Origin of the sequence: Thermovirga lienii (assembly GCF_036847465.1) — a bacterium.
GTDB lineage: Bacteria > Synergistota > Synergistia > Synergistales > Thermovirgaceae > Thermovirga > Thermovirga lienii.
This window is the reverse complement of the sequence record NZ_DAITZW010000014.1, coordinates 13872-38900: the sequence shown is the minus strand read 5'-3', so window position 1 is coordinate 38900 and position 25029 is coordinate 13872. Positions and strand designations below refer to the sequence as shown.

24 protein-coding genes are annotated in these 25029 nt (G+C 46.2%); 18 read left to right on the top strand and 6 right to left on the bottom strand.

Translation table 11 applies throughout. The features are described 5' to 3' along the window. Nucleotides 1–61: 61 nt before the first annotated feature. Nucleotides 62–526 (top strand): adenosine-specific kinase, encoded by a 465-nt coding sequence (locus V7Z69_RS05500; protein ID WP_416376417.1) that lies wholly within the window; start codon nt 62–64, stop codon nt 524–526. A gap of 29 nt (nt 527–555) precedes the next feature. On the opposite strand, the gene V7Z69_RS05495 is transcribed toward V7Z69_RS05500, so the two are convergent. Beyond that, nucleotides 556–1893, bottom strand: coding sequence for a sodium:solute symporter family protein (locus V7Z69_RS05495; RefSeq protein WP_334139006.1), 1338 nt, complete (start codon nt 1891–1893; stop codon nt 556–558). A gap of 188 nt (nt 1894–2081) precedes the next feature. Between V7Z69_RS05495 and radA the strand changes: the two genes are divergently transcribed. The 5 genes from radA (at nt 2082) to holA (ending at nt 9065) form a co-directional block, all read left to right on the top strand. Next, nucleotides 2082–3419, top strand: coding sequence for a DNA repair protein RadA (gene radA / locus V7Z69_RS05490; protein ID WP_334139004.1), 1338 nt, complete (start codon nt 2082–2084; stop codon nt 3417–3419). Further along, nucleotides 3416–4765 carry an NfeD family protein gene (locus tag V7Z69_RS05485; protein ID WP_334139002.1) on the top strand — a complete coding sequence of 450 codons (1350 nt, stop codon included), beginning with the start codon at nt 3416–3418 and terminating at the stop codon, nt 4763–4765. The genes radA and V7Z69_RS05485 overlap by 4 nt, the downstream gene beginning before the upstream one ends. Further along, nucleotides 4755–5549: a slipin family protein gene (locus V7Z69_RS05480; protein ID WP_334139001.1), complete on the top strand. Its 795-nt coding sequence runs from the start codon at nt 4755–4757 to the stop codon at nt 5547–5549. The genes V7Z69_RS05485 and V7Z69_RS05480 overlap by 11 nt, the downstream gene beginning before the upstream one ends. An 87-nt stretch (nt 5550–5636) precedes the next feature. Next, complete coding sequence (leuS, locus tag V7Z69_RS05475; protein ID WP_334138999.1) at nt 5637–8117, top strand: leucine--tRNA ligase; 2481 nt, start codon at nt 5637–5639, stop codon at nt 8115–8117. After that, complete coding sequence (holA, locus tag V7Z69_RS05470; RefSeq protein WP_334138996.1) at nt 8118–9065, top strand: DNA polymerase III subunit delta; 948 nt, start codon at nt 8118–8120, stop codon at nt 9063–9065. It begins immediately after the preceding gene. A 40-nt stretch (nt 9066–9105) separates the two neighbouring features. Here the strand turns inward: holA and rpsT are convergent, their stop codons facing one another. After that, nucleotides 9106–9387 (bottom strand): 30S ribosomal protein S20, encoded by a 282-nt coding sequence (gene rpsT, locus V7Z69_RS05465; RefSeq protein WP_014162858.1) that lies wholly within the window; start codon nt 9385–9387, stop codon nt 9106–9108. Nucleotides 9388–9515: 128 nt separating this feature from the next. Between rpsT and V7Z69_RS05460 the strand changes: the two genes are divergently transcribed. From V7Z69_RS05460 to jag, 7 genes are all read left to right on the top strand, one after another. After that, the gene (locus V7Z69_RS05460) at nt 9516–10172 is read left to right on the top strand and encodes a PrsW family glutamic-type intramembrane protease (RefSeq protein WP_334138992.1); all 657 of its coding nucleotides are present in this window, start codon (nt 9516–9518) and stop codon (nt 10170–10172) included. Continuing rightward, nucleotides 10169–12085, top strand: a complete 1917-nt coding sequence (locus tag V7Z69_RS05455) for an ATP-dependent DNA helicase (protein WP_334138990.1) — start codon at nt 10169–10171, stop codon at nt 12083–12085. Before V7Z69_RS05460 ends, V7Z69_RS05455 begins: the two co-directional genes overlap by 4 nt. A gap of 102 nt (nt 12086–12187) precedes the next feature. Then, nucleotides 12188–12322 carry a 50S ribosomal protein L34 gene (rpmH, locus tag V7Z69_RS05450; protein WP_014162863.1) on the top strand — a complete coding sequence of 45 codons (135 nt, stop codon included), beginning with the start codon at nt 12188–12190 and terminating at the stop codon, nt 12320–12322. A 1-nt stretch (nt 12323) separates the two neighbouring features. Next, on the top strand, nt 12324–12710 hold the full coding sequence (gene rnpA, locus V7Z69_RS05445; RefSeq protein WP_014162864.1) for a ribonuclease P protein component: 387 nt from the start codon (nt 12324–12326) through the stop codon (nt 12708–12710). A gap of 22 nt (nt 12711–12732) precedes the next feature. Further along, on the top strand, nt 12733–12999 hold the full coding sequence (gene yidD, locus V7Z69_RS05440) for a membrane protein insertion efficiency factor YidD (protein ID WP_416376416.1): 267 nt from the start codon (nt 12733–12735) through the stop codon (nt 12997–12999). A gap of 1 nt (nt 13000) precedes the next feature. After that, a complete protein-coding gene (locus V7Z69_RS05435; RefSeq protein WP_014162866.1) occupies nt 13001–13783 on the top strand; it encodes a YidC/Oxa1 family membrane protein insertase in 783 nt (260 codons plus the stop codon). A gap of 30 nt (nt 13784–13813) precedes the next feature. Beyond that, complete coding sequence (gene jag, locus V7Z69_RS05430) at nt 13814–14476, top strand: RNA-binding cell elongation regulator Jag/EloR (RefSeq protein WP_014162867.1); 663 nt, start codon at nt 13814–13816, stop codon at nt 14474–14476. Here jag and V7Z69_RS05425 read toward each other — a convergent pair. Continuing rightward, nucleotides 14473–15132, bottom strand: a complete 660-nt coding sequence (locus tag V7Z69_RS05425) for an endonuclease III domain-containing protein (RefSeq protein ID WP_014162868.1) — start codon at nt 15130–15132, stop codon at nt 14473–14475. The genes jag and V7Z69_RS05425 overlap by 4 nt on opposite strands. Before the next feature lie 104 nt (nt 15133–15236). On the opposite strand from V7Z69_RS05425, the gene V7Z69_RS05420 reads away from it, so the two are divergent. Both V7Z69_RS05420 and V7Z69_RS05415 read left to right on the top strand, forming a co-directional pair. Continuing rightward, nucleotides 15237–16043: an SAM hydrolase/SAM-dependent halogenase family protein gene (locus tag V7Z69_RS05420; protein WP_334138988.1), complete on the top strand. Its 807-nt coding sequence runs from the start codon at nt 15237–15239 to the stop codon at nt 16041–16043. Between the two features lie 56 nt (nt 16044–16099). Beyond that, nucleotides 16100–17512, top strand: a complete 1413-nt coding sequence (locus V7Z69_RS05415) for a Do family serine endopeptidase (RefSeq protein ID WP_334138987.1) — start codon at nt 16100–16102, stop codon at nt 17510–17512. A gap of 80 nt (nt 17513–17592) precedes the next feature. Here V7Z69_RS05415 and V7Z69_RS05410 read toward each other — a convergent pair whose 3' ends face one another. Continuing rightward, nucleotides 17593–18483, bottom strand: coding sequence for a sensor histidine kinase (locus tag V7Z69_RS05410; RefSeq protein ID WP_334138986.1), 891 nt, complete (start codon nt 18481–18483; stop codon nt 17593–17595). 655 nt (nt 18484–19138) lie between these two features. Further along, complete coding sequence (locus V7Z69_RS05405; RefSeq protein ID WP_014162873.1) at nt 19139–19816, bottom strand: response regulator transcription factor; 678 nt, start codon at nt 19814–19816, stop codon at nt 19139–19141. A gap of 245 nt (nt 19817–20061) precedes the next feature. Between V7Z69_RS05405 and rpsO the strand changes: the two genes are divergently transcribed. The 3 genes from rpsO to dut all read left to right on the top strand — a co-directional run bounded on the left by rpsO (nt 20062) and on the right by dut (nt 23152). Then, entirely contained in the window at nt 20062–20328 is a 267-nt protein-coding gene (gene rpsO / locus V7Z69_RS05400) for a 30S ribosomal protein S15 (RefSeq protein ID WP_334138985.1), read from the top strand. 134 nt (nt 20329–20462) lie between these two features. Then, entirely contained in the window at nt 20463–22700 is a 2238-nt protein-coding gene (gene pnp / locus V7Z69_RS05395; protein WP_334138983.1) for a polyribonucleotide nucleotidyltransferase, read from the top strand. 2 nt (nt 22701–22702) lie between these two features. Next, a complete protein-coding gene (gene dut / locus V7Z69_RS05390) occupies nt 22703–23152 on the top strand; it encodes a dUTP diphosphatase (RefSeq protein ID WP_014162876.1) in 450 nt (149 codons plus the stop codon). A 218-nt stretch (nt 23153–23370) separates the two neighbouring features. Here the strand turns inward: dut and V7Z69_RS05385 are convergent, their stop codons facing one another. Further along, nucleotides 23371–24795, bottom strand: a complete 1425-nt coding sequence (locus tag V7Z69_RS05385) for a sodium-dependent transporter (protein ID WP_334139008.1) — start codon at nt 24793–24795, stop codon at nt 23371–23373. Nucleotides 24796–25029: the final 234 nt, after the last annotated feature.

Below are 25029 nucleotides of genomic sequence, written 5' to 3'. Positions count from 1 at the left end.
TATTGACTCTAAAAGGAGGTGCCGAACCGTGGAGGAGAAGGTGAAACTGGATGTTGTTGAGATGACCATTCCCGATGAATGTAACATAATTGTAGGACAGAGCCATTTTATCAAGACCGTTGAGGACATGTATGAGGCTTTGGTTACCACATCGCCGTACTTGGAGTTTGGGATAGCTTTCAACGAAGCCTCTGGACCGTGCCTTATAAGGAAGGACGGCAACGCCGAGGACTTGGTTGAGGCGGCTGTGGAGAATGCGAAGAGGATCGGTGCAGGACATGTCTTCGTCGTGCTGCTCCGAAAGGGTTACCCCATCAATGTCCTCAATAAACTCAAATCCATTCAGGAAGTATGCAGGATATATGCCGCGACGGCCAACCCTCTTCAAATCATAGTGGCTGAGACGGGCCAAGGCAGAGGGGTGATGGGGGTTATTGATGGGGCTTCCCCTAAAGGTGTGGAAGGGAACGAGGATATAGAAGCAAGGAAGAAGCTACTCAGGGATATTATAGGTTATAAGCGCTGAATAGGTTGGGGTAGCTGAGAAAACCAGGGCTACCCCTTTTTTATGGAATTCATGAACAGACCTATCATGGATGCCAGAGCAGAGGCCCCTAGCCCAGCAAAAAGAGGTTTTACTGGAAGCCCTGTCAATGGCCAAAAGAGGGTGGTGGACAGTCCAAGGGTACTGGACCAAAAGGCCCACCTTGGGGGTAAAAGGCCAGGTTTAAGTATACCTATGACTAGGGGGAAAAACGTTCCAGCTCCTCTAAGTCCCATGCTAAGGTAACTCCACTCCAGGATCATAGAGGCTTTACCCAAAGCTGCGATAACTGCAGCACCGAAGATTACCACCAGTATCATTAACCTGTTAAGCCACAGATGGTTTGTTCCTTGTATTCTGGCGGGAATTAGAAAATCTGATACCAAGTTTGTGGCCATTCCCAGCGCCAAGCCAGCTGCAGTGCCGATGACCGTAATTAGTATGCCTGCCCAAATAGCTCCGGCCAAAAATGGTGGGAAGTGATTGTGTATGAAAAAGCTGAGAGCCTCCGACGGAGATATATCAACACCTGAGCTTCTAAGGTACAAGCCTATCCATATTCCCAAAAGTCCCAAAGGGGGCATCAGTAGAGCGGCAAGTAAAGCTCCGTTCTTTGCTGTTTTAGGCGAGGAGGAGGAGAATACGGCCTGGATATATATTTGAGTGCATAAAACTCCCACTACCAGGGATGTACCTGCGCTTAAACCTTTTCCAACGCCCAACCCGAACAGGGAAAAAAAGGGCTTGGAAGGAAGGTTTTTGGTGACCTTTAGATAATCCCAACCAAGCTCCCTAAAGGATACTATAAAGCACAAAAACAGTATCCCGTACAGAAAAACAATCTTATATACGCCTATTTTGCTGTAGCTTTTCAGACCTCCGAGAAATATGAAAGCAAGGATGGCCAATGAGAAAATTAGCATTATTGCCCAGTCGCTTATCGGAAGGATTCCCTTCAACAGAGCGGCTCCCGCAAGAAACTGGGCAATTACCGATATGAACGTCCCTATAACGGAGGCCCACATGGAAACTTTTGCAGTTTTTGAGCCGTATTTTTCTGCTAGAAACTGAGTTATAGTTTGCAAGCCTGAGGCCCGTAGTGGAGCTGCAAAAAACAAACCTAAAACCAGACAACCAATACTTCCGCCCAGAGTGAACCACCAAGCTGAAAGGCCGTAAGAGTAGGACATCTGGACCGTTCCGACCGTTGACGCGCCCCCAACAAGAGCGCCCAGCAATATCCCCGAAACCGATATAGCAGAACACTTCCTGCCTGCCAGGCAATAATCTTCGCTTCTTATGTCTTTGCCTGTATTTGCTCCCAGCAGGGCGAAAAAAAGGATGACCAAGAAAGAGGAAAGAAGAAATATAATTCATCACTCCTTGTTGTCAATAGCTGGTGCGGTTCGATTATTATATCAAAATGGCTGCTATCGGCGTGGGTTGGATTTTTATTAGGGAGTTTTTCGTAAAATATCTATGTACGGTAGTATAGTAAAGAATTATAATGTAATATTGTAGAGAGGTTGGTGTAAAGATGGCCAAGAAAGAAAGCAAAAAATATGAATGCATAGAATGTGGATACAAAGGAACCACTTGGTCTGGTAGATGCCCTAAGTGCGGTGCATGGGGCACTATAGAGGAGATTTTCCCCCTTCCATCAGAGGACTCTCAGATGAAATCTTTTATTCTGCCTTTGTCTTTACACGAAATAAAAAGTCCTGAGAGGTTGTCCTCGCAAGACGAAGAGTTGGATAGGGTTTTAGGTGGGGGATGGGTACCTGGTTCCTCCGTTCTTTTGGCCGGTGAGCCGGGTATAGGAAAATCTACCATTCTGCTGCAGACCTGTCTGAAGATGGCCCAAAAGGGGAAAAATGTTGTTTACCTTTCCGGAGAGGAGTCCCCCTCTCAAGTAGCCTTGAGGGCGAAGCGATTGGGAATAGCTTCCCAAAACCTAAAAATAGGCTCAGGGTACAACATCGATGATTTGTTAGCCGGTTCGTCGGGCTCGGATCTAGTGGTAGTAGACAGCGTGCAATCTTTTACTTCCGGTGGCTTGCCAGGACTTCCAGGTACCCCTTCGCAGGTTAGGGCTGTAGCCCAGAAAGCCATTTCTTCAGCAAAACAGAACGGCTGTACTGTGGTGATGATAGGCCACATAAACAAGGAAGGGCTTATTGCAGGACCGAAACTTCTAGAACACATGGTGGATACTGTGTTGCTCTTTTCAGGGGATAGACTTTCTCCCTACAGAGTTTTGAGGGCTGTAAAGAATCGTTTTGGCGCTACTGACGAGATGGGCGTATACGAGATGCTTGACAAGGGACTTTTTGCGGTGAACGACCCTACCAGGCTTTACTGGAGGAACAAGGATGAGAAAGTACCAGGAGTGACGGTTACCCCTGTAGTGGAAGGATCCAGGGCTTTCATGGTGGAACTTCAGGCCCTTGTTGCTACTTCGCCCTTTCCTTACCCCAAGAGAACAGCTATAGGGATAGATCCTAGCAGACTACAGCTCCTTTTGGCGGTACTTGAACGGCGCTTTGGGGTCTCGACTACTTCCCAAGATGTGTACGTCAATGTGGTTGGGGGGCTTGCAGTAAGGGGACCGCAGGCGGATTTAGCTCTTTGCGCGGCCTTGGCGTCGGCGCATCATAACAGGCCAGTTGATCCTTCTTATTGCTTTATAGGGGAAGTTGGTCTTGCCGGAGAGGTTAGGCCACTGCCGCGAATAACAAGCAGAATAAAGGAAGCTAAAAGGCTTGGCTACAAACGCTTCATAATAAGCAAGGGGCAGGAGTTAGAAAAAATAGAAGGTGTAAGCTTATATAAGGTTGAAAACATTAAGGAGGCACTGGAAGAGGTGGGGTTATGAGAAGTTATAGGGCCGGCAAATGGTGTTTGGGAGTGATGTTTTTTCTGTTTATAGCAGCGTCTTGCCCTGCTTACGGAGTGGAGATAAGGGAAGTAAAGAATGTCTTGAACTCTTCTTTCAACGGAGTAGTGGGGGTGGTAATGGAAGACCATTTGGAAGACGTCATCTCGGAGGCAGAAAAAATCAATGCAGAGCTCATAGTCATAGATATGGATACCCCTGGGGGCTTGGTGAGCTCCATGCGAGCCATTACGCAGAAGATTTTGGATTCCCCGGTGCCGGTGGTGGTATGGGTGAGTCCAGCGGGAGCTAGGGCTGCTTCTGCTGGGGCCTTTATATTGGAGGCCGCTCACGTGGCAGCTATGTCACCTGGAACCAACGTGGGGGCTGCTCACCCAGTCACTGCAGGAGGCGAAGATGTACCAGAGGAGATGAACAGAAAGATAACCAATGACCTTGCTGCCCAAATTAGGGCCTTGGCGGAAGAGCGAGGCAGGGATCTAATCTCTTGTGAAAAAATGGTTACGGAGAGCGTCTCCTACACGGCAAGGGAGGCCTTGCAGGAAGGGGTGATAGATGTTGTAGCTTCAGATTTAGCTACACTCCTTGAGGCGATCGATGGAAGATTAGTTAAGTTGGCGGGTAGTACGGCAAAGTTGGACCTGAAAGATTACAGGGTTCATCGTTATGAAATGTCTCCTAGGCTGAAAGCGCTCCACTTTATATCCCGGCCGGATGTGGCTTATCTGCTTTTGTTGGTTGGACTTTACGCCATTATATTTGAGGTTATGTCTCCTGGAGGTTTCGTCCTTGGCACTTCGGGTCTTGTCCTGGTTTTGCTTGGCTCCTTAGGTTTGAGGATGCTTCCTCTCAATTGGGCAGGGATAGTTTTGCTTGTCGTCGGCATTGCTGTAATGATCCTGGATCTTGCCGTTGGCGGAATAGGCATTTTAAGTCTGTTTGGCGCTGCTGCCCTCATTGTGGGGGGATTGGTCATATACAGGGCTCCGGGAGGTGAGCTTTTGAACATGTCTTACAGCTTCTTGGTTGGTGCTGTGGGTGCGATCACTGTTTTCTTTTTGTTGGCGGCCTGGGCTGTTTGGAGATCCTTGTCCAAGAAGGCCGTTTCAGGAAGTGAGGGGCTTATCGGCTTGGAAGGGGTGGCGCTAACCGATTTGGCCCCCTCTGGGACTGTAAAGTGTCACGGTGAGATTTGGGAGGCCAAAAGCCTAAATGGAGACAAGATAGAAAGTAATACCCCTATAAGGGTTATCAAAAGTGAAGGATTGGTCCTTTATGTGGAACCAATTATCGGTAAGAAGGAGGATGATGGCAATGATGGGTAGTATCATAGACGCCATATTTAGTATGGGTAGCTATGTGGGAACCATAGTAATCCTAGTGGTGCTTTTGGCCTCTGCTGTGCGGATTGTTCCCGAATATCAGCGGGGTGTAGTGTTTCGATTGGGAAGGTTTGTAGGAGTCAAGGGCCCAGGGCTGGTTTTGATAGTGCCCTTTGTAGACAAGCTGTACAGGGTAGATTTGCGAGTGGTAACCCTTGATGTGCCTTATCAGGAAGTTATAACGAAGGATAACGTTCCGGTGAAGGTTAATGCCGTGGTTTACTTCAGAGTGTTGGATCCAGCAAAGTCAATAATAGAGGTAGAAAACCATATAGTTGCCACCAGCCAGCTTTCTCAAACCACCCTGAGATCTGTTGTGGGTAGGTCCGAGTTGGACGAAGTTTTATCCGCTCGGGACAAGATAAATGTGGAGTTACAGCATATTATAGATGAACGCACAGATCCTTGGGGTATAAAGGTGAGCGCCGTAGAGGTCAAGGAATTGGAACTTCCAGAAGGAATGAAGCGAGCTATGGCCCGTCAGGCAGAAGCAGAGAGGGAGAGAAGGGCCAAGATAATAGCGGCCGAAGGGGAACTCCAGGCAGCAGAGAAGTTGACAGAGGCAGCCAAATGGATGGAAGCATCTCCAATTACGATACAATTACGGTACCTTCAGACCTTGCGAGAGATAGCGTCAGAAAACAATTCGACCACCATCTTCCCTGTCCCCATTGACCTTTTAGGGGCTATAGTCGATAGGAAGAAAGGAGAGAAGGAAGAAATTTAGCTAAAGGGTTTTGCTTCAAGGGGACAACATATATATAATGGTATCCAACCTTACTTGAAATAAGTACCGGATGGAGGAGGAAGAGCTGTGGGGTATGATTTCAACACGATAGAGAAGAAGTGGCAACGCTATTGGGAGGAAAACGGAACCTTCAACGTGGATGTTAGTGAAGAAAAGGAGAAATTTTACTGTCTTGAGATGTTCCCCTATCCTAGTGGAGCTCTTCACATGGGGCATTTGAGGAATTATTCGATAGGGGATATGTTGGCTCGCTTCCTCAGGATGAAAGGCTACAACGTGCTTCACCCCATGGGATTTGATGCCTTTGGCTTGCCGGCGGAAAATGCCGCAATAAAGTACGGTACCCATCCGAATAAATGGACATGGGACAACATAGAGCACATGACCAAACAGCTAAAGAGCATGGGGTGCAGTTATGACTGGCGAAGAAGGGTTGAGACTTGCAATCCCGATTATTACAAATGGACTCAGTGGTTGTTCCTCCAGTTTTACAAGAAAGGCTTGGCTTACAAGAAGAAAGCGCCGGTGAATTGGTGTGAAAGCTGTAGCACCGTTCTTGCAAACGAACAGGTTATAAACGACGGACACTGCTGGCGTTGTGGAACGCCGGTGGTGAAGAAAAATTTGGAACAGTGGTTTTTGAGGATAACCGACTACGCACAAGAACTTTTGGACTCTCTTGATGAACTGAAAGGTTGGCCCGAAAGAGTAAAGATAATGCAGCGGAACTGGATTGGAAGATCGGAGGGCGTAAGGTTATCCTTTAAGGTTAGTGGGAAGGACATTGAGATTGAGACCTTCACTACCCGCATAGATACCATATTTGGTGTCACTTTTGTGGCCTTGGCCGTGGAACACCCATTGGTAGAGGAGATAATAAAAGCATCACCTAACGGAAAAGAAGTAGAGAAGTTCGTAAAGGAGCACAAAGCAGCACCAGCTGAAACAAGGGGAGAAAACGCGGAAAAACTAGGTGTGGATACGGGATTGAGGGCGATAAACCCAGTAAATGGTGAGGAAGTGCCCATATGGATAGCAAACTACATATTGATGGAGTATGGAACTGGCGCAATAATGGGAGTTCCTGCTCATGACCAGAGGGACTTCGAGTTCGCAAGGAGCTATGGAATCCCCGTAAAGGTTGTGATCAATCCTAAATCAGGGGAAAAGCTGGATGGCAAGACCATGGAGAGGGCCTTTGAAGAGGATGGTATCCAAGTAAACTCAGGTCCTTTCGATGGAATGCCCACCGAGGAAGCTAAAGTAAAAATGGCCGAATGGTTTGAGGAGAACGGCTGGGGGAAAAGGGAAGTCAATTACAGGTTGAGAGATTGGCTTATCTCCAGGCAGAGGTACTGGGGGGCGCCTATTCCTGTGGTCTATTGTGAGAGCTGTGGTATTGTCCCTGTTCCTGAGGACCAATTGCCGGTGGAGCTCCCCTTGGATGTTAAGATGAAGGTCGGGAGGAACCCTCTAGAAGATCATCATGAGTGGGTTAATACCAAGTGCCCTTGCTGCGGCCGCCCCGCAAAGAGAGAAACAGATACAATGGATACCTTCATATGCTCCTCTTGGTACTTCTTGCGCTTTGCCTCTCCTTGGACTCAGGAGGGGCCGTTCCGCAAGGAGGATGTAAATTATTGGATGCCCGTAGATCAGTACATAGGAGGCATAGAGCATGCTTGTCTCCATCTTATATATGCCAGGTTTTTCACAAAGTTTCTGGCTGACTTGGGTTTAGTGAACGTCAGGGAGCCCTTTGCCAACCTGTTAACCCAGGGTATGGTGATTAAGGATGGAGCCAAGATGTCGAAATCAAAAGGTAATGCGGTGGACCCCGACGAGATAATTCGTAAATACGGCGCGGATACGGCCAGGTTGTTTATCTTGTTCGCCGCTCCTCCGGAGAAAGACCTTGACTGGTCCGATAGAGGTGTCGAAGGATCTCATAGGTTCTTGAACAGGGTCTGGCGATTGGTGGAGGAAAACCTTGAGGAACTCAAGAAAGCCTCAACCAGAAGATTGAGGATGGACGAGATTAAGGAAAAGGCCGCGCGGGATCTTAAGAGAAAAATTCATAAAACCATAGAGGATGTCACCAGGGATATAGAGGTGGAGAAGCAATTCAATACAGCTGTTGCAAGGTTGATGGAGTTGTCTAACGCGTTGGGAGCTTTTATGCCCAAGGACCAAGACGATTGGGTCATATTCAGAGAAGGAGTGGAAGTGTTACTTCTTTGCCTTTCTCCCGTAGCTCCCCACATATCGGAGGAACTATGGTCGCTCTTGGGCAACGATAAGCTAGTGTGCGAGACATCGTGGCCCGAGGTGGATCCCAGCGCATTGGTAGAAGAAGAGGTTAACGTGGTGCTACAGATAAACGGAAAGGTTAGGGCCCAATTGGTGGTTCCTGCAAACCTGGATAAAGAGTCCTTGAAGAAGCGAGTTCTCGAGGACCCACAAGTCGTCAAGAGGCTTGAAGGGAAAGAGATCGTCAAGGTGATTGTGGTACCTAACAAGCTTGTGAATGTGGTGGTGAAGAATTAAGTGCCTTCCTTGTTCTTGATTTGTGCTAAGGAACCTGCCAAGAGTAGGCTGCTTGAGGAGGCGCTAAGAGGACTTTCTGAAGAAGGGTTTGCCGTGGCCGCTCGTTCAGAACAGGCCGATTGGTGGGAGCTTTTCTCTACGGCTACGACAGGTGGCCTTTTTGAAGAAAAGAATATATACGTGGTAGATTCACCAGAGGCGATGGGCCCCCTCCCATCGCCTCTAGCTCTCCAGGTAGAGAAGAAGGAATTGGCCTCTACAGTCATCCTGCTGTTATATGAGGGAAATGTGGAAAAGTACATACCTCGGGATGTCATTAAGCTTGCTACCATAAAAAAGCCAGATAAAGTTCCTCATTGGACATCAGGAAGGATAGAGTGGATAAAGGGCCTAATAAAAAAGACAGGTGTTAAGTGGGAGGCTGGGGCTATTTCCCTATTGGAGGAATGGATTGAGGATCCTGAAGAGATAAAAAGTGAAATAGATAAGTTGACCACATTGGCAAGCGATGGCCTTGTAACTGAGGATCTCGTCAAGAATTTGTGCGTAGATGAAGGGAGTAAGGCCTTTTTAAACCTTTTGGATGGACTCTGTGAGGGTAAGGCAGAATTGGTTGTGCGGTCTTTAGCGAGGATAAAGAAAGAGAGTGATGTTTTGCCCGTTGTAAGCGGCCTCCACAGGAGGATGCGCTTAGCTATGTATCTTGCTGATTATAAAGATAAAGGTGAAAAAAAGGAAGATATATTGAGTGCATTTGGAGCGAAACCTTATCAAGCCAAAAAGGCGCTCTTGGCTTCTCGTATTTATAGCACAAAAGCTTTGAGACGCTTTGTGTCGGAAATGATAAAAGCAAGTTGTATGAATAAAAGGTTGTCCGCGGGGGCATGGGAAGTGGTGGAAATGGCCCTGTTGGCCTTATTGAACAGCAAAGCCGGACGTCCTTCTTGAAAAGTTAAGATGGATGTCCGGCTAAAATGCGCGAAAGAAGTTAGGCATCTGCTGTATTAGGAAAAAGGCTTTTAACTGCCTTGGTGAGTCTGGATTTTTTGCGAGCGGCCTTGTTCTTGTGAATTACGCCCTTAACTGCAGCTTTGTCCAGGACGGACTGGGCCTCGTCTAGCCTTTTTAAAGCTAGCTCTTTATCGCCACTGGCCACGGCTTCTAGCACTTTCTTGGCAGTTGTCTTACAGCGAGTATTCCAATACTTGTTGTACAACCTGTTCCTTTCCGCTATGCGTATCTTTTTTGCGGCAGATTTCTTGTTTGGCAAATCCTTCACCTCCTTCTACGGCAGACCTCATTCTAACATGGGTTTTATACCTTCTGCAACAATAGGAAAGTATAATATAAATATACTGTAAAAGGGAAGGCCGATCCAAAAAATTGGGGCGTGATTTTTTGGAAAACAAAGTAGAGTTGTTGTTCATTGTGTCGGTTGCGCCGGGACTTGCATTGGTTTGGTGGTACTACCACAAGGACAGATTGGAGCCAGAACCACTGGGGATGGTAGTGCGTTCCTTTGTTTTTGGAGCCTTGTTTGTCTTTCCGGCGGCATTGCTGGAGATCTTCACTAGCTATTTGGTTGTACTGGGCCCCTTGGTGTATCAAATTATGGGCGTTGCTCTAGTAGAGGAGTATATGAAATGGCTCGCTCTGAAGAGGTTCATAGATCATAAGGTGTGCGATGAATGTTATGATGGGATCGTATATGGAACCTCTGTGGCTTTGGGTTTTGCTACCTTGGAGAACTTATTCTATGTTTTTGGTGCATTGAATCCCTTTCTGGTGGCTGGTTGGAGAGCTTTTCTGTCGGTACCGCTTCATGGGCTTTGCGGACTTTTTATGGGTTATGAAGCTGCCAGGCAGAAACTCGGTGGTGCTGTAACATACTCCCTTTTCAGGATCCTGTTTTTGCCAGTCCTGGTACATGGCCTGTTCAACTACTTTCTTTTTCTTATGTCTGGAATAGGGGTATTGATGGCGGTGGCTTTGGTAGTGGTATTTTGGTTGAAATCCATGTCTGTGATAAAAAGATCATGGAGCTGCAAGGTATGATGATTGTGGAAAGAGAATGCCAAAAAGATAGGATATCCGAGTTGTTTTCTGAAGAGGGACCGCTATCCCGAGTAGTCTCTGGTTATAAATACAGAAAGGATCAGGTACGTCTTGCCGAGGAGTTTTGGGAAGCCATGAACTCTGGAGAGGTGCTTTTGGCCGAGGCTCCAACCGGTACAGGCAAAACTTTATCTCTGCTTGTGCCCTCTCTTTTGTTTGCTCAACAAGGGGGAAAAGTTGTATACGTTACATCGACTCGCAACCTGCAAAACCAGATGATGGATCACCATATCCCAAGGTTAATGCAGGTTTTCGATGCCGGTGTAAAGTGCGGAGCCATAAAAGGCAAAAATAACTATGCTTGCTACAGAAAGGTGATGCATGAACTAAAAGATGCAGATTCTTCAGTTTCCACGGAAATTGGTTTGTGGTTTGATAGGACTACTTATGGTGAACTTGACGAGATTGCTTCATATGTTCCGATAGAATGGAGCTTTAAATTTGCCATTTCTCAAGAGGATTGCCTGGGAACAAGATGCCCCTTCAGGAGCGAATGTTTTTTTCTGAAATTAATTAAAAAAGCTCAAAGTTGGGACATAGTGGTTACCAATTATCACTTTTTTCTTTCTCACCTCATTGGCTCAAAGGGAAAGTTCGTAGTTCCAGTAGATGTTCTAATCTTCGACGAGGCCCACAGGGTTGCTGAAATTGCTCGAAATGTTTCAGCTATCAAAGTGGGGTTTCTCAATATCCAAAGGCCCATAAATATGCTCCTTAAAGAGGTCGTGCCCTTCTTGTATAAGGAGGGATTTAAAGAGGCGGATATCCTGGTTAAAAGCGGCAATAATTTTTTGAAACTCGGCAAGGAATTGTTTGTGAATTTTGAAAAAAACTTGAAACCTGGCCAAGTACTTTCGGGGGCCTTGAAGTCCGAGCTCTTCTTGAAATTAAAAGGAGAGTACGATGTTATCTCGGGAGAACTTCAAAGAGTTGTCAACGATGAAAAGCTTGATGGTGCTGACGAATCTTTCTTTTCTTTGGCCGTTTTGGAAACCTTTGAGGGGTTAAGAAAATCATATGAGCAACTTTCTTGGTGCACTAGCTTCTGCAATTACCCCAACTGGGCATATTGGTGGGATGGTATGCACCTGGTGAGTGCTCCCGTTTATGCCTCAGAAGTGCTGAAAGAAAACGTTGAAGCCCTTTCGCCGCACAGCTTGATTGCTGTTTCTGCGACGTTGGCCTTGGGAGGGGATTTTTCTTATTGGCAACAAGAGACAGGAATTACCGCGGACCGAACACTTGTGGTTGATTCGCCTTTCGAATTGGAAAAACAAATGGAGATATGGGTCGTTGAGACGAACAAAAAGGTTACAGATTTCGGGTATGAAAAGACCATATCGAGGATTGTGGAGCATTTTTGTGATGAAAATGGAGGCAGGACGTTGGTTTTACTGAGCTCTTTGAACCTGCTTAAAAGTGTTGGAGAATACATGAAGAGCAAGACCAAGCAATACAACGTTTACGTACAGGGTGATACTCAACTGAGCAAGCTTGTTACGTCCTTCAGAGAGGATTTAACGTCCGTTCTGATAGGAAGCGTTACATTTAGAGAAGGGTTCGACGTTCCAGGGGAGGGACTAACCCAGGTTATCATCGACAGAATCCCCTTTGATCACCCAGAAGATCCAATAATGAAAACTTTAAAGGCCCTTTCTGGTAGGGAGTATTTCAGATCATTTGTGCTGCCTAAAGCAAAGCTGACGCTGAAACAGGCAGCTGGAAGGCTAATTAGGACAGAGGAGGACAAGGGAAGGCTAGTTATTTTAGATGGGAGGGTTTTATCAAGGATTGACTGGAAGATCTACGAGTCTCTTCCAAAAGTTCCATATAAGAAAATCACCCTAGCTTAGAAAGATTGTTGCTCACTTCAGTTGGCTATGTTATAGTAACCAAGCTGCCAAAAAACAGCGTCCTTTGAAATACTTAAAAGCAATCTCCGGGAGGTGTTTTTCGTGAAGAGGACCTTTCAGCCCCATAATAAACGCAGGAAGAGAACCATTGGTTTTCTGAGCCGTTCAAGGAGCCATAGCGGTCGTAAGATTTTGAGGAACAGGAGAGCCAAAGGCAGGAAAAGACTAGCTGCCTAAGATGGGTGCTACAAGGCTTGGCTATCCTGCAGATATAAGGCTCAAAAAAGCATGGCAGTACGATTTGGTCTTCCGCACTGGCCGCCGAAGGAACGGCGCGTTGGTGCGGCTGCTGTTTATTGAGACCCATGAGGACAAGACCTTGATTGGTTTAGCCGTCGGCAAAAGGCAGGGTGGTGCAGTAACAAGAAACAGGGGTAAAAGAATATTAAAAGAGGCGGCAAGGCGACTTTATCCAATGATAAAGGACGGATATTGGATCGTCCTTTCTCTGCAGAAAAGGGGACTTTCTGCAAAGTCTCATGAAGTCTATGAGGACTTAAAAAGACTTTTGAGCAAAGAAGGGTTGCTGAAAAGTGGGCAACAAACAATTGAATCAGGCCAATAAAATTGGAGAGTTGACCTTATCGGTGAAGTTAGCTAGATTTTTAATAAAGGTCTATCAGCACCTTATATCTCCATTTCTGGGTAAAAATTGCAGATTTTACCCAACATGTTCCCAGTACACGTTGGGGTGCATTGAAGTTCACGGGTTAATAAAAGGAACTTTGCTGGGCATCTTGAGGATAGCAAAATGTGCGCCATGGCACCCAGGTGGTTACGACCCTGTGCCCGAAGAGTTTCTTTTGTTCCGCAGAAATAAGAGTTCAAAAACATCATTTAGGGAAGGTGAATAAATTGAGTGCTATTTGGAAGGCAGCAGGCGATTTCCTAATATTGATAATCAATGGGTTATATTCCCTTACTCATTCTTACGGGCTTGCCATAATAATTCTTACTCTACTGGTTCGTGTCCTATTGTATCCACTGTCGCATAAGCAGATGGTGAGCATGCAGAAAATGCAGAAACTGCAGCCTCGACTCAAGGTTTTGCAGGAAAAATACAAGGACGATAAAGAGACTTTGAACAAAGAAATCATGAGGCTTTATAAGGAAAACAACGTAAACCCAGCTGCGGGGTGTCTTCCCCTCCTTGTTCAATTGCCCATACTCATACTCCTCTTCAGAGTGTTGATGAACCTGGACCTGGGAGGAGCCACGTTTCTAGGGATAAGCCTTGAGGGCTCAGTTCTATCTACTATGGCGTCCGCGGTAGGCGCCTCTGCGGATAAGATTGGAATAGGAGCGTTGTTTTCTGCCATCGCCGCAAACCCAGCAGGTTTATTGAACGTGCAGATGTACTTGGGCAACCTGGTACTCCTTTTGGTCATAGCTTTTCTTACGTGGTACCAGCAGCAGCTCAGTGGGGCTTCTAACCCCCAGATGCAGTTTATGAACTGGTTTATGCCGGCTTTCTTGACATTCATATGTTTGAGCCTGCCCGGAGGAGTTCTATTGTATTGGGGGGTATCTTCTTTAGTGGGAGTAGCTCAGCAATGGTATGCGAAGCACAAAACTGAGGTCGAGATGCAGGAAAAGCCTGTATTGTACAAAGATAAGCCAGGTAGCAGGAAAGAATAAAACAAAAGGGATAGAGAGGGTAAGTGGCCTATGGAAAACAGTTTCATCGTAGAGGTTCAGTCATTGGAAGAGGCGCAGTCCCTTGGTAGCAAGAAGTGGTCTGTTGAGCCGGAAGATGTTGTAGTGGAGGTTCTTGAAGAGAACAAAGGCATCTGGGGGCTGTTTAGCAAGAAGAGAAAGGTACAGGTTGCCTTGTCTGGAGAGCTACATCTTCTGAAAGCAAAGAAGTTCCTGAAAGAATTATTCTCCTACATGGAATTAGATGTGGTTCCCGAGGTGATAGATGACGACAGCCTCAATTTGACAGGAAAGGATGCTGGAATCATCATTGGTCGTTATGGAGAGACATTAAAGGCGTTAGAGTACATGGCCAATTTAGTTCTAAGGGACAGCATGAAAAGGGTAAACATTGATAGTGATGGTTATAAGGAAAGAAGACTTAAGAGCTTAGAGAAGTTGGCCTTGGCTGCGGCCAGGGAGGCGACTAGGAAGGGACGGCCTGTCAAGCTGGAGCCAATGAGCAGTTGGGAGCGGAGAATAATCCATTTGACATTGAAGGATCGAGAGGATGTTACGACGAACTCTCAAGGTGTAGAACCTCAAAGATGTGTGGTAGTAACACCCCTGAAAAGCAGAGCAAGAAAGGCGACTTTCAGGGCAACTAAGCTTAGAGGCAAAAGAGAAGATAACTAAATTTGAGCATCTTTAACCGCGTTGCAGCAGGGCATCATGAAGCACATGCTGCAACGCGGTTTTTTGCGACATATTTCCTTCGAGTGTTTTACTATGAGAGCGTGAAACTCCCCAAGGACTTTTGGATCTTTCGGTAAATAAAGTTGAAGTTCTTCTTGGGCTTTATCGTAAGAGTTTATCTCTGGAGAGAGCCAGCCCATTCTCTTGCCAAGTCTCAGCGTGTACGCGTCTATGACCAGCAACGGGAAATTGCCCCCATAGCAGAGTATACTGTCTGCCGTCTCAGGGCCGATGCCTTTTTGTTTGAGTAGCCATTTTCGGGCTTTGTTAGGTCCTAGGGTGAAAAGCTTTTCTATACAACCTAGCTGGGAGATGACTTGCTTTGAGAAATCCATAAGGTACAGAGCCTTCCTTCTGTAAGTTCCTGCAGGCTTCAAACATTCCTCTATGATTTCTTTGGGAGCAGATGCTATAGAAGAGATGGATAGGAGCCCTTTTCTTTTCAAATTCATAAGCGCCTTTTCTACGTTGCTCCAGTTTGTGTTCTGCGTGAGTATAGCTCCTATGCATATCTCATCGGTGGTCTCACCTGGCCACCAGTTCTGGGGTCCCCAATAGTTTAGCAAGGCACCGTATATGTCCAAAATAGAAGGCATGCAATCCCTCCAGTGGGCTTTGATGGATAAGATAAGGCATATAGTGATATATTAAAACAAGGAAATTGAAGGAGTGCAACTTCTCAAGGGGAGGACAGCCAAAAGTGAGTTTTGAGCTGAAGTGTGTGACGATGCTGACTGATTTTGGATTGTCGGATGAGACGGTGGCCTGCTGCAAAGGGGTGCTTTTAAGCAAAGGACTTAAACTCCCAATTATCGATATTAGCCACGAGGTGCCGCCATTCGACATTGTTTCAGGGGGATGGATATTGGCAGGGGCTCTGACGTTTATGCCGGTAGGCATACACTTGGCCGTCGTGGATCCCGGTGTCGGAACTGAGCGAAAGATAGTCATCCTTCATGTTAGAAGGGGAGATTTTTTGGTGGGCCCAGATAACGGCTTGCTCTTGGAGGCAGCACGGCGCTTGGGCGGAATTGAGACTGCTTGGAGCGTACGCATGGAACTTTTTGATTTCAGTAGGATTTCTCCTACTTTCCATGCCAGAGATGTCATGGCCCCTGTAGTAGGAGATTTAGGCATGGGGGTCCCTCCATCTGCATTGGGAAAAGAGATAAAGAAAGAAATTCTTGTGGAATATCCATTGCCGGAGCCCAAGATGGAGGACGGTAAAATAACTGGCTATGTAGCCTATATCGATTCTTACGGCACGGTAAGGACCAACATATTGTGGCGTTCCCTGAGAAAAGACATCAAAAATTTGAGGATATCTAGTGGTTGGCTTTTCAGCATCCCCGTTGGGAGGACATTTGCAGATGTAGATAAAGGTGACCTGGTGATCCTGGAGGATAGTTGGGGATACTTGTCCATAGCCGTTAACCAAGGACGAGCTTCGGATCTTTTAGGGTGCAAACCCAAGGATCAAATATCCGTAGAATTTACGATGCAATAAAATAGAAGACGGTCCAAAATATGTAATGCAGATTACGTATGGAGGTGGTGAATAAAATGAAAAAGCTTGCGGTTAATCCGTTACGAAAGACATTGATTGCTGTTTTAACAGTGTTACTTTTAACCTTTGTCAGTTTAACGTCGGCTTTGGCATCCTCTTCGGGGAGCGATGTTTTTACTGGGAATCCCATAGCCGATATTGTAGAAAAGACATCTCCTGCCGTGGTCAACATAGATACGAAGACCATGGTGAGACAGCCTCTAAGCCCCTTTGCTAACGATCCGTTCCTTAGGGAGTTTTTAGGGGACCAGTTGGAGCATTTTACCCGTTTAGTGCCCATGAAAGGGAAGGGTTCGGGGTTCATAGTCTCCAAAGATGGTTACATACTGACCAATAACCATGTCGTGGCAGGGGCTGATGAGATAACGGTCAGCATGTCTGATGGCAAAACATATCCTGCCAAGATCATTGGAACCGATCCTAGTTACGATCTGGCGGTCATCAAGATCGAAGGGGAAAATTTACCTGTTTTGCCCTTGGGGGATTCCGATAAGGTTAGAGTAGGTGAATGGGTCATAGCTATAGGTAATCCTTTTGGTTTTGAAAGCACCGTTACTGTCGGTGTTGTTTCAGCCAAAAACCGTTCTATCAGGGCAAGGGACTTCAGCTTTGATGGTTTTCTCCAGACGGATGCTGCTATAAATCCAGGCAACAGTGGCGGTCCTCTTTTGAATCTGAAAGGAGAGGTAATCGGTATAAACACGGCGATAATCCCCTATGCCCAAGGAATAGGTTTTGCCGTGCCTGTAAACATGGCCAAGCAGATTTTGGACGATTTGGTCAAATACGGAAGGGTAAAGAGGGGATATTTGGGAGTATATGTACAGCCCTTAACTAAGGAGTTTGCTGATGTTTATGGTATCAAATCGGAAAATGGAGCGGTAGTTGCAGATGTGGTTCCTGGTTCGCCGGCAGAAAAGGCAGGGCTAATGCGGGGAGATGTGATAGTAGAGGTGGATGGGAAGAAGGTCGAAGATGACCTGGATTTGACAATGAAAATCAGGAGTCACCTGGCTGGAGACAAGGTAAATCTCAAAATCTTGAGAAGAGGTGGCATTGAGAGGAAGGTAAGAGTCGTGTTAGGTAGCATTCCAGGCAGCGAGGGTGGTCGAAAGAGCCTAAGTGAACACCTCAAGAAAATTGGTATAAAGGTGGAACCTGTATCTGATGCTGTAAGGAAACAGAAAGATTTACCCCCTTTGATAACGGGAGTAATGATCTCAGAGGTTGCTCCAGGTTCGGTGGCAGATGGGGTTGGTCTCAGAAGCGGCGACATAATAGTGGAGGTAAATGGTAATAAGGTAGAAGATATAGATTCTTTCGTGCGGAGCTTGCCTAAAGCCGAAGGTCCTGTCGTGTTAGCCGTTTGGAGGGACGGCAGGGTGTTCTATGTATCTTTTAGGTTGTAATTTCTGAAGGTTTATATAAAGGTATATAGTTGAATAAGAGGGTGGAGTTCCACCCTCTTATTTTTGTGATTTGTGTCGGATCAAGATAGGCCGTAAGCCTCGAAAGCATCCAGATCTAAGGGGAAAAAGACCTTTATTTTAGTTCCTTTGTTGGGTTTCGATTCTATTTCGACGCGCCCTCCGTGAATCCTTATTATTCGCATTCCCAAGGAAAGGCCTAGGCCGTATCCAGGGGTAGTTCTGGATTTTTCTGCCCTCCATAGTCGATTGAAACATCGGTTGATCGTTTCCTCGTCCATTCCGATTCCTGTGTCCCATACTTCCAGCATAGCTTCGTTCTTATTTAAATCATGATCAGTTATGACTGTTATGGATCCCCCCTGGTGAGTGTATTTGCTTGCGTTGTCCAATAGGTTCGTTATTAGTTGGTTTATAAGGGCTTCATTCCCCTTTATAGGGGCTGGATTTAACCTAAGCTTCAACAGTTGTTTTTTACTCTCAAATATGGGTTTAAGAGACGTGGAGACCTCTTCCCCTATGACCATCAGCTCCAAGCTTTCCATCTTCATTTGCTCTCCAGAGCCTTCCAGCCTGGCCATCTCAAGCAATGCTGTCAATAGAGATTGCATTTTGTCCGCATGGGCCCCTAGTTCTCTGAGTTTTCGTTGATAATGAGGAATTTCTCTGGGCTTCAAAAGGGTCACGTCAACAATGCCCTTTATTATCGCCAATGGGGTTCGTAGTTCATGGCTTGCATCCGCTGTAAACGTTAGTAAGCCATTGATGACTTCCTCTATTCTTGCAAAAAGAGAATTGAGTTCCTTAACTATTTCCTGTATATATGGATTCTTTATTTGTTCGGTAGAGGAAATGTGTACGCCTTTGTCTATATCAATGGACTTTATCGCGTTTCGTAACTGATGAAGCTCTCTTTTAATCTTGGTGTGAAGGCCTCCCCACCATAATGCCATAAATAACACAAAAAGCAGCCATATTGAGGCAAAAGCTACGTAATATTCAATTTTTGCTTGGAAGAAATTTGTCATTGGGTAAATTAGGACTAAATAATGAGTTGGCCCAAGAGAGATTGTGTTAGGTCGGATTTTTTGTACTCTGATCCTGTAAATGTGATAGGCGTAAGAATCTTTGTACAGAGGAAGACACAGCAAGCTGTCTTTTTCTACGTTGTTGCTTTTAGTGTTGAAGGATATAGAACTGCTAGAATGGGTTTGGGATAGGTTTTCCCTCATTTCTTCAGGTAGTATTAAGGTTAGATTGTGTGGACCGTAGCTTTTTAGTAGAACAAAGTTTTGATCATAGAGCTGAATTGCTATATTTGAGGGAAGAGCCTGTGGTTGGGTTTCTAGCTCTTTGCTCACTATCTCTGCGAGACCACACATTACTGAAAGGTTTTTATCTATCTCTTCTAACCTTGAGAGATTAAGAAAATAAAACACAGCCCCTAGAGCAACAATGAAGAGGGCTGATATCAGGCTTAGAAAAAAAAGAGAAGGCTTTACTTGGAAAGAGCGGAGAAAGTTGTTTCTCCGCTCTTTTAGTTTATCTTTCTGGATATTCTGCGACAATCTTGCTCACGCCTTACTGCTGTTTTTTTTGAGATCGGCATCACCTGTAAGGGCAGGAAATTTTATATCCTATACCTCTTACTGTGGCTACTATACCCTCTAAATTGTAGGGGCGCAACTTGTCTCTCAGGTATTTTATGTGGACATCCACCACGTTACTGGTGCCGTCATATTCCTTCTTCCAGACATGAGCAATGATTCTCTCTCTTGAGAAGACTTGGTTTTCGTATCGCATTAGAAGCTCAAGTATATCAAACTCCCTCTTCCTTAGGGGGATCAATTCACCGTCTACCCTGCACTCTCTTGCCACTGGGTCCAAAACGAGGGGGCCGCACTGCAAGATAGGTCTTTTGTGTTCCGTATGTCTTCTTATAAGGGCATTTATGCGTGCCAGAAGTTCTCTAAAATCGAAAGGTTTCACTAGGTAGTCGTCAGCGCCTTCTTCCAGGCCTTTAACCCTGTCTTCCACCGAGTCCTTGGCTGTTAGAACCAGAATTGGTGTGTCTTTTCCCGCCTCTCTGACCTGCTTGATGAGCTCATATCCGTCAGTTTTGGGGAGCATGATGTCCAGTACTATGCATTCGTATTCATTTTTGAAGATCTTATTGAGTCCTTCTTCTCCGTCGTAAGCATAATCTACGACGAAGCCGCTTTCGGTCAACCCTTCAGCCAAAACTTGCACCAAATCACGGTTGTCTTCTATGAGTATTATCTTCATTATCACATACCTCCTATTCTAGTCTCTATATTAACAATATAACCACAAATTTAATAAAATGTCGAGTGCAGAATGAGCTTTAACTTATTCGATTATTTTAAATAGTTGTTTTTAGGTATGAGACGATAGGACAATTCATGTTTTGCAAAACCGAGGACAAATGGTATAATACCGTAGCCTAATACTAGGTGCAGCGGTGACGGCGCTCTACTTGGTTTTAGGATTTTATGAAAGAGGTGGTCGAAATGTTGGATAAGGATAAGAAACAGGCGATAATTGAGGAATTCAAGCTGCACGATGCGGACACAGGGTCCCCTGAGGTTCAGATTGCCATTCTAACTACCAGAATAAGGGAATTGACAGAGCATCTCAAGGTCCACAAGAAGGACTACCATTCTCAGCGCGGGCTCATGAAGATGGTTGGAAAAAGGCGCAGGTTGCTCAAGTATTTGAGACTCAAGGATTTCAACAGGTACCGTACCCTTATCGAGCGCCTTGGACTGCGCCACTAGTTTCCCTATTTGACCTTTTGTGACTGCATGACGAGGGCCCTTGTGGTCCTCGTCATTTTTATTTTTGCGGGATTGTGATATTCTTTTGAATGAATAAGGAGAAAATAAAGAGAAAATAACGAGGAGGAGTAATAATGGCAAATGTATTTTCCGTCGAGGTCGGCGGAGAGGTAATGACTTTTGAGACGGGAACTTTAGCGAAACAGGCTAATGGTTCCGTAACGGTCTCCATGGGGGAGACCGTGCTGCTTGTCACAGCATGTTTTTCTGAGGAAGCGAGAGAAGGTATAGACTTTTTCCCTCTTCTTGTGGATTACGAGGAGAGGTTTTATTCTGCGGGTAAGATACCCGGCGGGTTCATAAAAAGGGAAGGTAGGCCGTCTGAAACGGCGATATTGGCTGCACGACTGACTGATAGATCCATAAGATCTCTTTTTCCCGAGCATATGCGGAACGATGTCCACGTGGTCGCTACAACTCTTTCTGTGGACCAGGAAAACTCCCCAAGTGTTTTGGCAATAAACGGCGCGTCTGCGGCCCTCACCATTTCGGATATTCCATGGGAAGGCCCTGTCGGTGCTGTGAGGATAGGCTATATAGATGGACAACTGGTGGTAAACCCTACTGAAAGCTTAATGCGAAACAGTTCTTTAGATCTTGTTGTGAGCGGTCATAGGGATGGCATAACCATGGTTGAGGCTGGAGCTAACGAAGTTTCAGAAGATCTTTTGGTTGAGGCCTTGGCGTTGGCTCAGGAGGAAATCAAGAAGATCGTAGACCTCCAGTTGGAGATGAGGGAAAAAATAGGCAAGGAAAAGGTCCAAATACCTGAGCCCCTTGAGTTTCCTGATATAGATAGATGGATAGAAGACAACCTTTACGAAGAGATAAAGACTGCCGTTATGATCCATGAGAAAAAACCGAGGGCCAAGGCTTTGGATGAAATAGAGAGGAAAGCCATTGAAGCCTTGATGGAAGAGCACCCTGACAAAGAAGGCTACATAAAGGAACACATAGGTAAGTTAATAAAGAAAGCGGTGAGGGAGCTTATAGTCTTCGAAGGCAAAAGAGCCGACGGAAGAAGGACCGATGAGATAAGGCCCATAAGCTGCAAAGTGGGGGTTTTGCCCAGAACCCATGGTTCGGCAATATTCACAAGAGGTGAAACCCAGGCCCTTGTGACCACCACTCTGGGAATGGTAGGAGAAGATGACCAGCTGGTGGATGGGCTCCAACATGACGAGACCTCTAAGCGCTTCATGCTGCATTATAACTTCCCGCCGTACTCCGTAGGTGAGGTTAGACCTATGAGAGGGCCAGGCAGACGAGAGATAGGACACGGGGCACTTGCGGAGAGGGCAGTCAGACCGCTACTTCCCGATGAAGCTTTATTCCCTTACGCCATTAGGGTCGTTTCGGATATATTAGAGTCTAACGGTTCAAGTTCCATGGCTTCTGTGTGTGGCGCCAGTTTGTCTTTAATGGATGCTGGAGTGCCGATTAAAAAGGCCGTAGCGGGTGTTGCCATGGGGCTCATCAAGGAAGGGGACAAGGTGGTGGTTCTAACTGATATACAAGGACTAGAAGATCACTTTGGCGATATGGATTTCAAGGTTGCAGGGACAAAGGATGGAGTTACCGCCTTGCAAATGGATAATAAGGCAGGTGGTATCACCAAGGAGATACTTACTCAGGCTCTTGAACAGGCGAAACAAGGTAGGCTGTTCATCTTGGACAAGATGGAAGAAGCAATAAGGGAGCCTAGAGAAGAACTTTCCTCTCTTGCTCCTAGGATATACACATTGAAGGTAAATCAAGAGAAGATAAGGGATATCATCGGCCCAGGGGGCAAAACCATTAGGAGCATAGTTGCTGAGACTGGTGTCAAGATAGATGTGGAAGATAATGGTACCGTGCTCATTGCGTCAAGCAACAGGGAATCCGCGCAAAAGGCCATAAGCATCATAGAAGAATTGGTTAAAGAGGTGGAAGCAGGAGATGTCTACCTAGGCAAGGTGACAAGGCTTATGCCCTTCGGTGCTTTTGTGGAGGTCCTTCCAGGAAAGGAGGGCTTACTGCATGTGAGCGAAGTGAGTACTCATCATGTTGCTAAGGTGGACGATATTCTGAAGCCGGGAGATATGGTCTTGGTCGTGGTTAAGGAGATAGACGACATGGGTCGGATAAACCTCTCCAGGAAGAGGATATTCGATAGAAAGGAAGAGGTACAAGCTTTATACGAAGAAGCTTTTTCAGAAGAGATGATAAGAGAGGAAAAAATAGAAAGCTCCTCAAAAAAGAGGGAGAGACCTCCCGTTAGGGATAGGAAGAATTCGCCAAGATCCAACGAGCAACCTAGGAGGCGTGGCTAGTTATGGAGAAGAATAAGATCTCGATTTACATTAGTAGGAGCAAAGAAAACGAAGACCTTCCTCTTCCTAAATATGCCACTGAAGGTTCCTCGGGAATGGACGTCGTGGCTGCTGAAGAGTGTGTCCTTCAGCCAGGAGAATGGAAGGCTGTTGGTACGGGACTTTTCATGGAGATCCCTAGCGGTTACGAGTGCCAAGTTAGGCCTCGAAGTGGCTTGGCTCTCAGAGATGGGGTTACAGTTTTGAATGCCCCAGGGACAGTAGACAGTGACTATCGAGGTGAGGTCAAGGTTATATTGATAAACCATGGGAAGCAACCTTTCAAAATTTCTAGAGGGGATAGAATAGCTCAGTTGGTGTTCGCAAAAGTAGAAAAGGCAGAGCTTCATCTGAAAGAAGAACTTACGGCCACAGTCCGCGGTAGTGGAGGTTTTGGCAGTACGGGAAAATGAATAAAATGAATAAATCGTAAAAAGGGGCAGCCCCGTAACGGGCTGCCCCTTTCCCATATCTAGAATTTTAGAGTTTTATTGTTTTTCAGCTTTCATCGTTTTAGCCACGCACCAGAACGTTCCACCCCACACTATCAAGAGAACTAAAATCATGTAAACTTGCCAGCCCATAAATGATCCCTCCTTTGGCTAGGCTCAAAAGATACCAGTTATCTTCTTTAATCAGTGGCTTCGAACTTGTGAGTCATCTTGTCGGCCAGCCAGTTGTTAAGCAACAAGAACACCACGACCATTATGGCCCACTGATACACCATGGTTCCTACCGTGTAGGTGTATTCGGAGATGGGAAGCCATTTCCACCAGCTGCCGGGATACCAGCTCATAGCCTGCTTGATCCACCAGGTAAAGATGATTACGAACCAAAGGGGGAAGAGGTATATGAGCTTCCACATCCAAGAGGCTTTGAGGTCGGAACACGGTTCGATGTATTCCCTCCATATCTTGTCCACGCCTATCTTCATCGCTCCTATGGAGAAGAACACGCCGCTTACCAACAATCCTACACCCCATACCCAGTCTTGGTTATTGAGGAAATCAATACTCATGGAGGAAGGTAGGCCAAGGATCGTTATCCCTATACCTGCTGCAAGGGCCGCCTTATGGCGAGGCCACCCGGCATCCATGAGGAGTCTTACTCCCAACTCAACCATGGAGAGCAGTGAGCTCAAAGCTGCAAAGATCAATGCCAGGAAGAAAAAGCCTGCGAACAGGGTGCCAGCGGGCATTACAGTGAAGAGTTTCGTCAAATGGATGAATGCAAGGCCTGTGTTTCCGGAGCCGACTGCTGCCATGGGATCTGAAGAGAGTGCAAAGATGGTGGGTATTATGGCCATAGCTGCGATCATAGCTGCCGATGTGTCCGCGAAGCAGATGGTTGTGGCGTTTAGAGAAATGTCCTCGGTTTTCTTTGCGTAGACAAAGTAAGTAAGTAAAAGACCCCAACCTGCACCGGTAGACCAGGCAACCTGCGTGAACGCTTCAAGCCAAAGCCTTCCAGAAGCGAAAAGCTCAAACCTGGGTTCGAAAAGATACTGTAATCCCTTTACTGCGCCAGGGAGCGTTATGGCTCTTATCATTAAAACTACCAGTAAAACAAAAAGGCTTGGAATTAGTATCTTGTTGATCTTCTCGAGTCCCTGGGATATTCCTTTGAAAATAACTATGGTCGCTATCACCATGGAGATGATGTGCCACGGGACCATGGCTCCAGGAGTTGTGGAGAAGGCGGTCCAAAGGGCCTCTGTGTCCAGTCCCGGTTTGATGACTCCGGTCAGAACATATACAAAATATCTTACGCACCAACCCATGACTACGGCGTAGTAGAAGGCGATGCCCAATGATATCCATGCGACACAGCCTCCGGCCCACGTCCACTTTCTGCCCAGCATTTCCTTAAACGACCCTATGACCCCCATTCTGGTTACTTTGCCCCAAACTGACTCTGCCATAAGAAGTGGTATAGCCCATAAAAATAAAGCAACGACACACGCCAAAACAAAGGCCCCTCCGCCTTGGGCTGCTGCTACTCGAGGGAAGCGCCAAATGTTACCTGTACCTACAGCCATACCTATTGCGGAGAATATTAATCCCTACCTACTAGCCCACTGATCAGCTTTCTTAATCTCGGCCATTCTTTAAATCCCTCCTAAGCTGAACAAAAATAAACTGCACCAATACTCCATTTCTTGAACAAAAACGGAAAAAAATGAAGGGGTCTTTCTTGCTAGCACCTCCTTTCCCTGTTGTAGTGGCTGCAATGTATGCAGGGAATGAGGTGTGGCTTTAGGTGGATCGTAAGGTTTTTGAAAAGTTGGAAT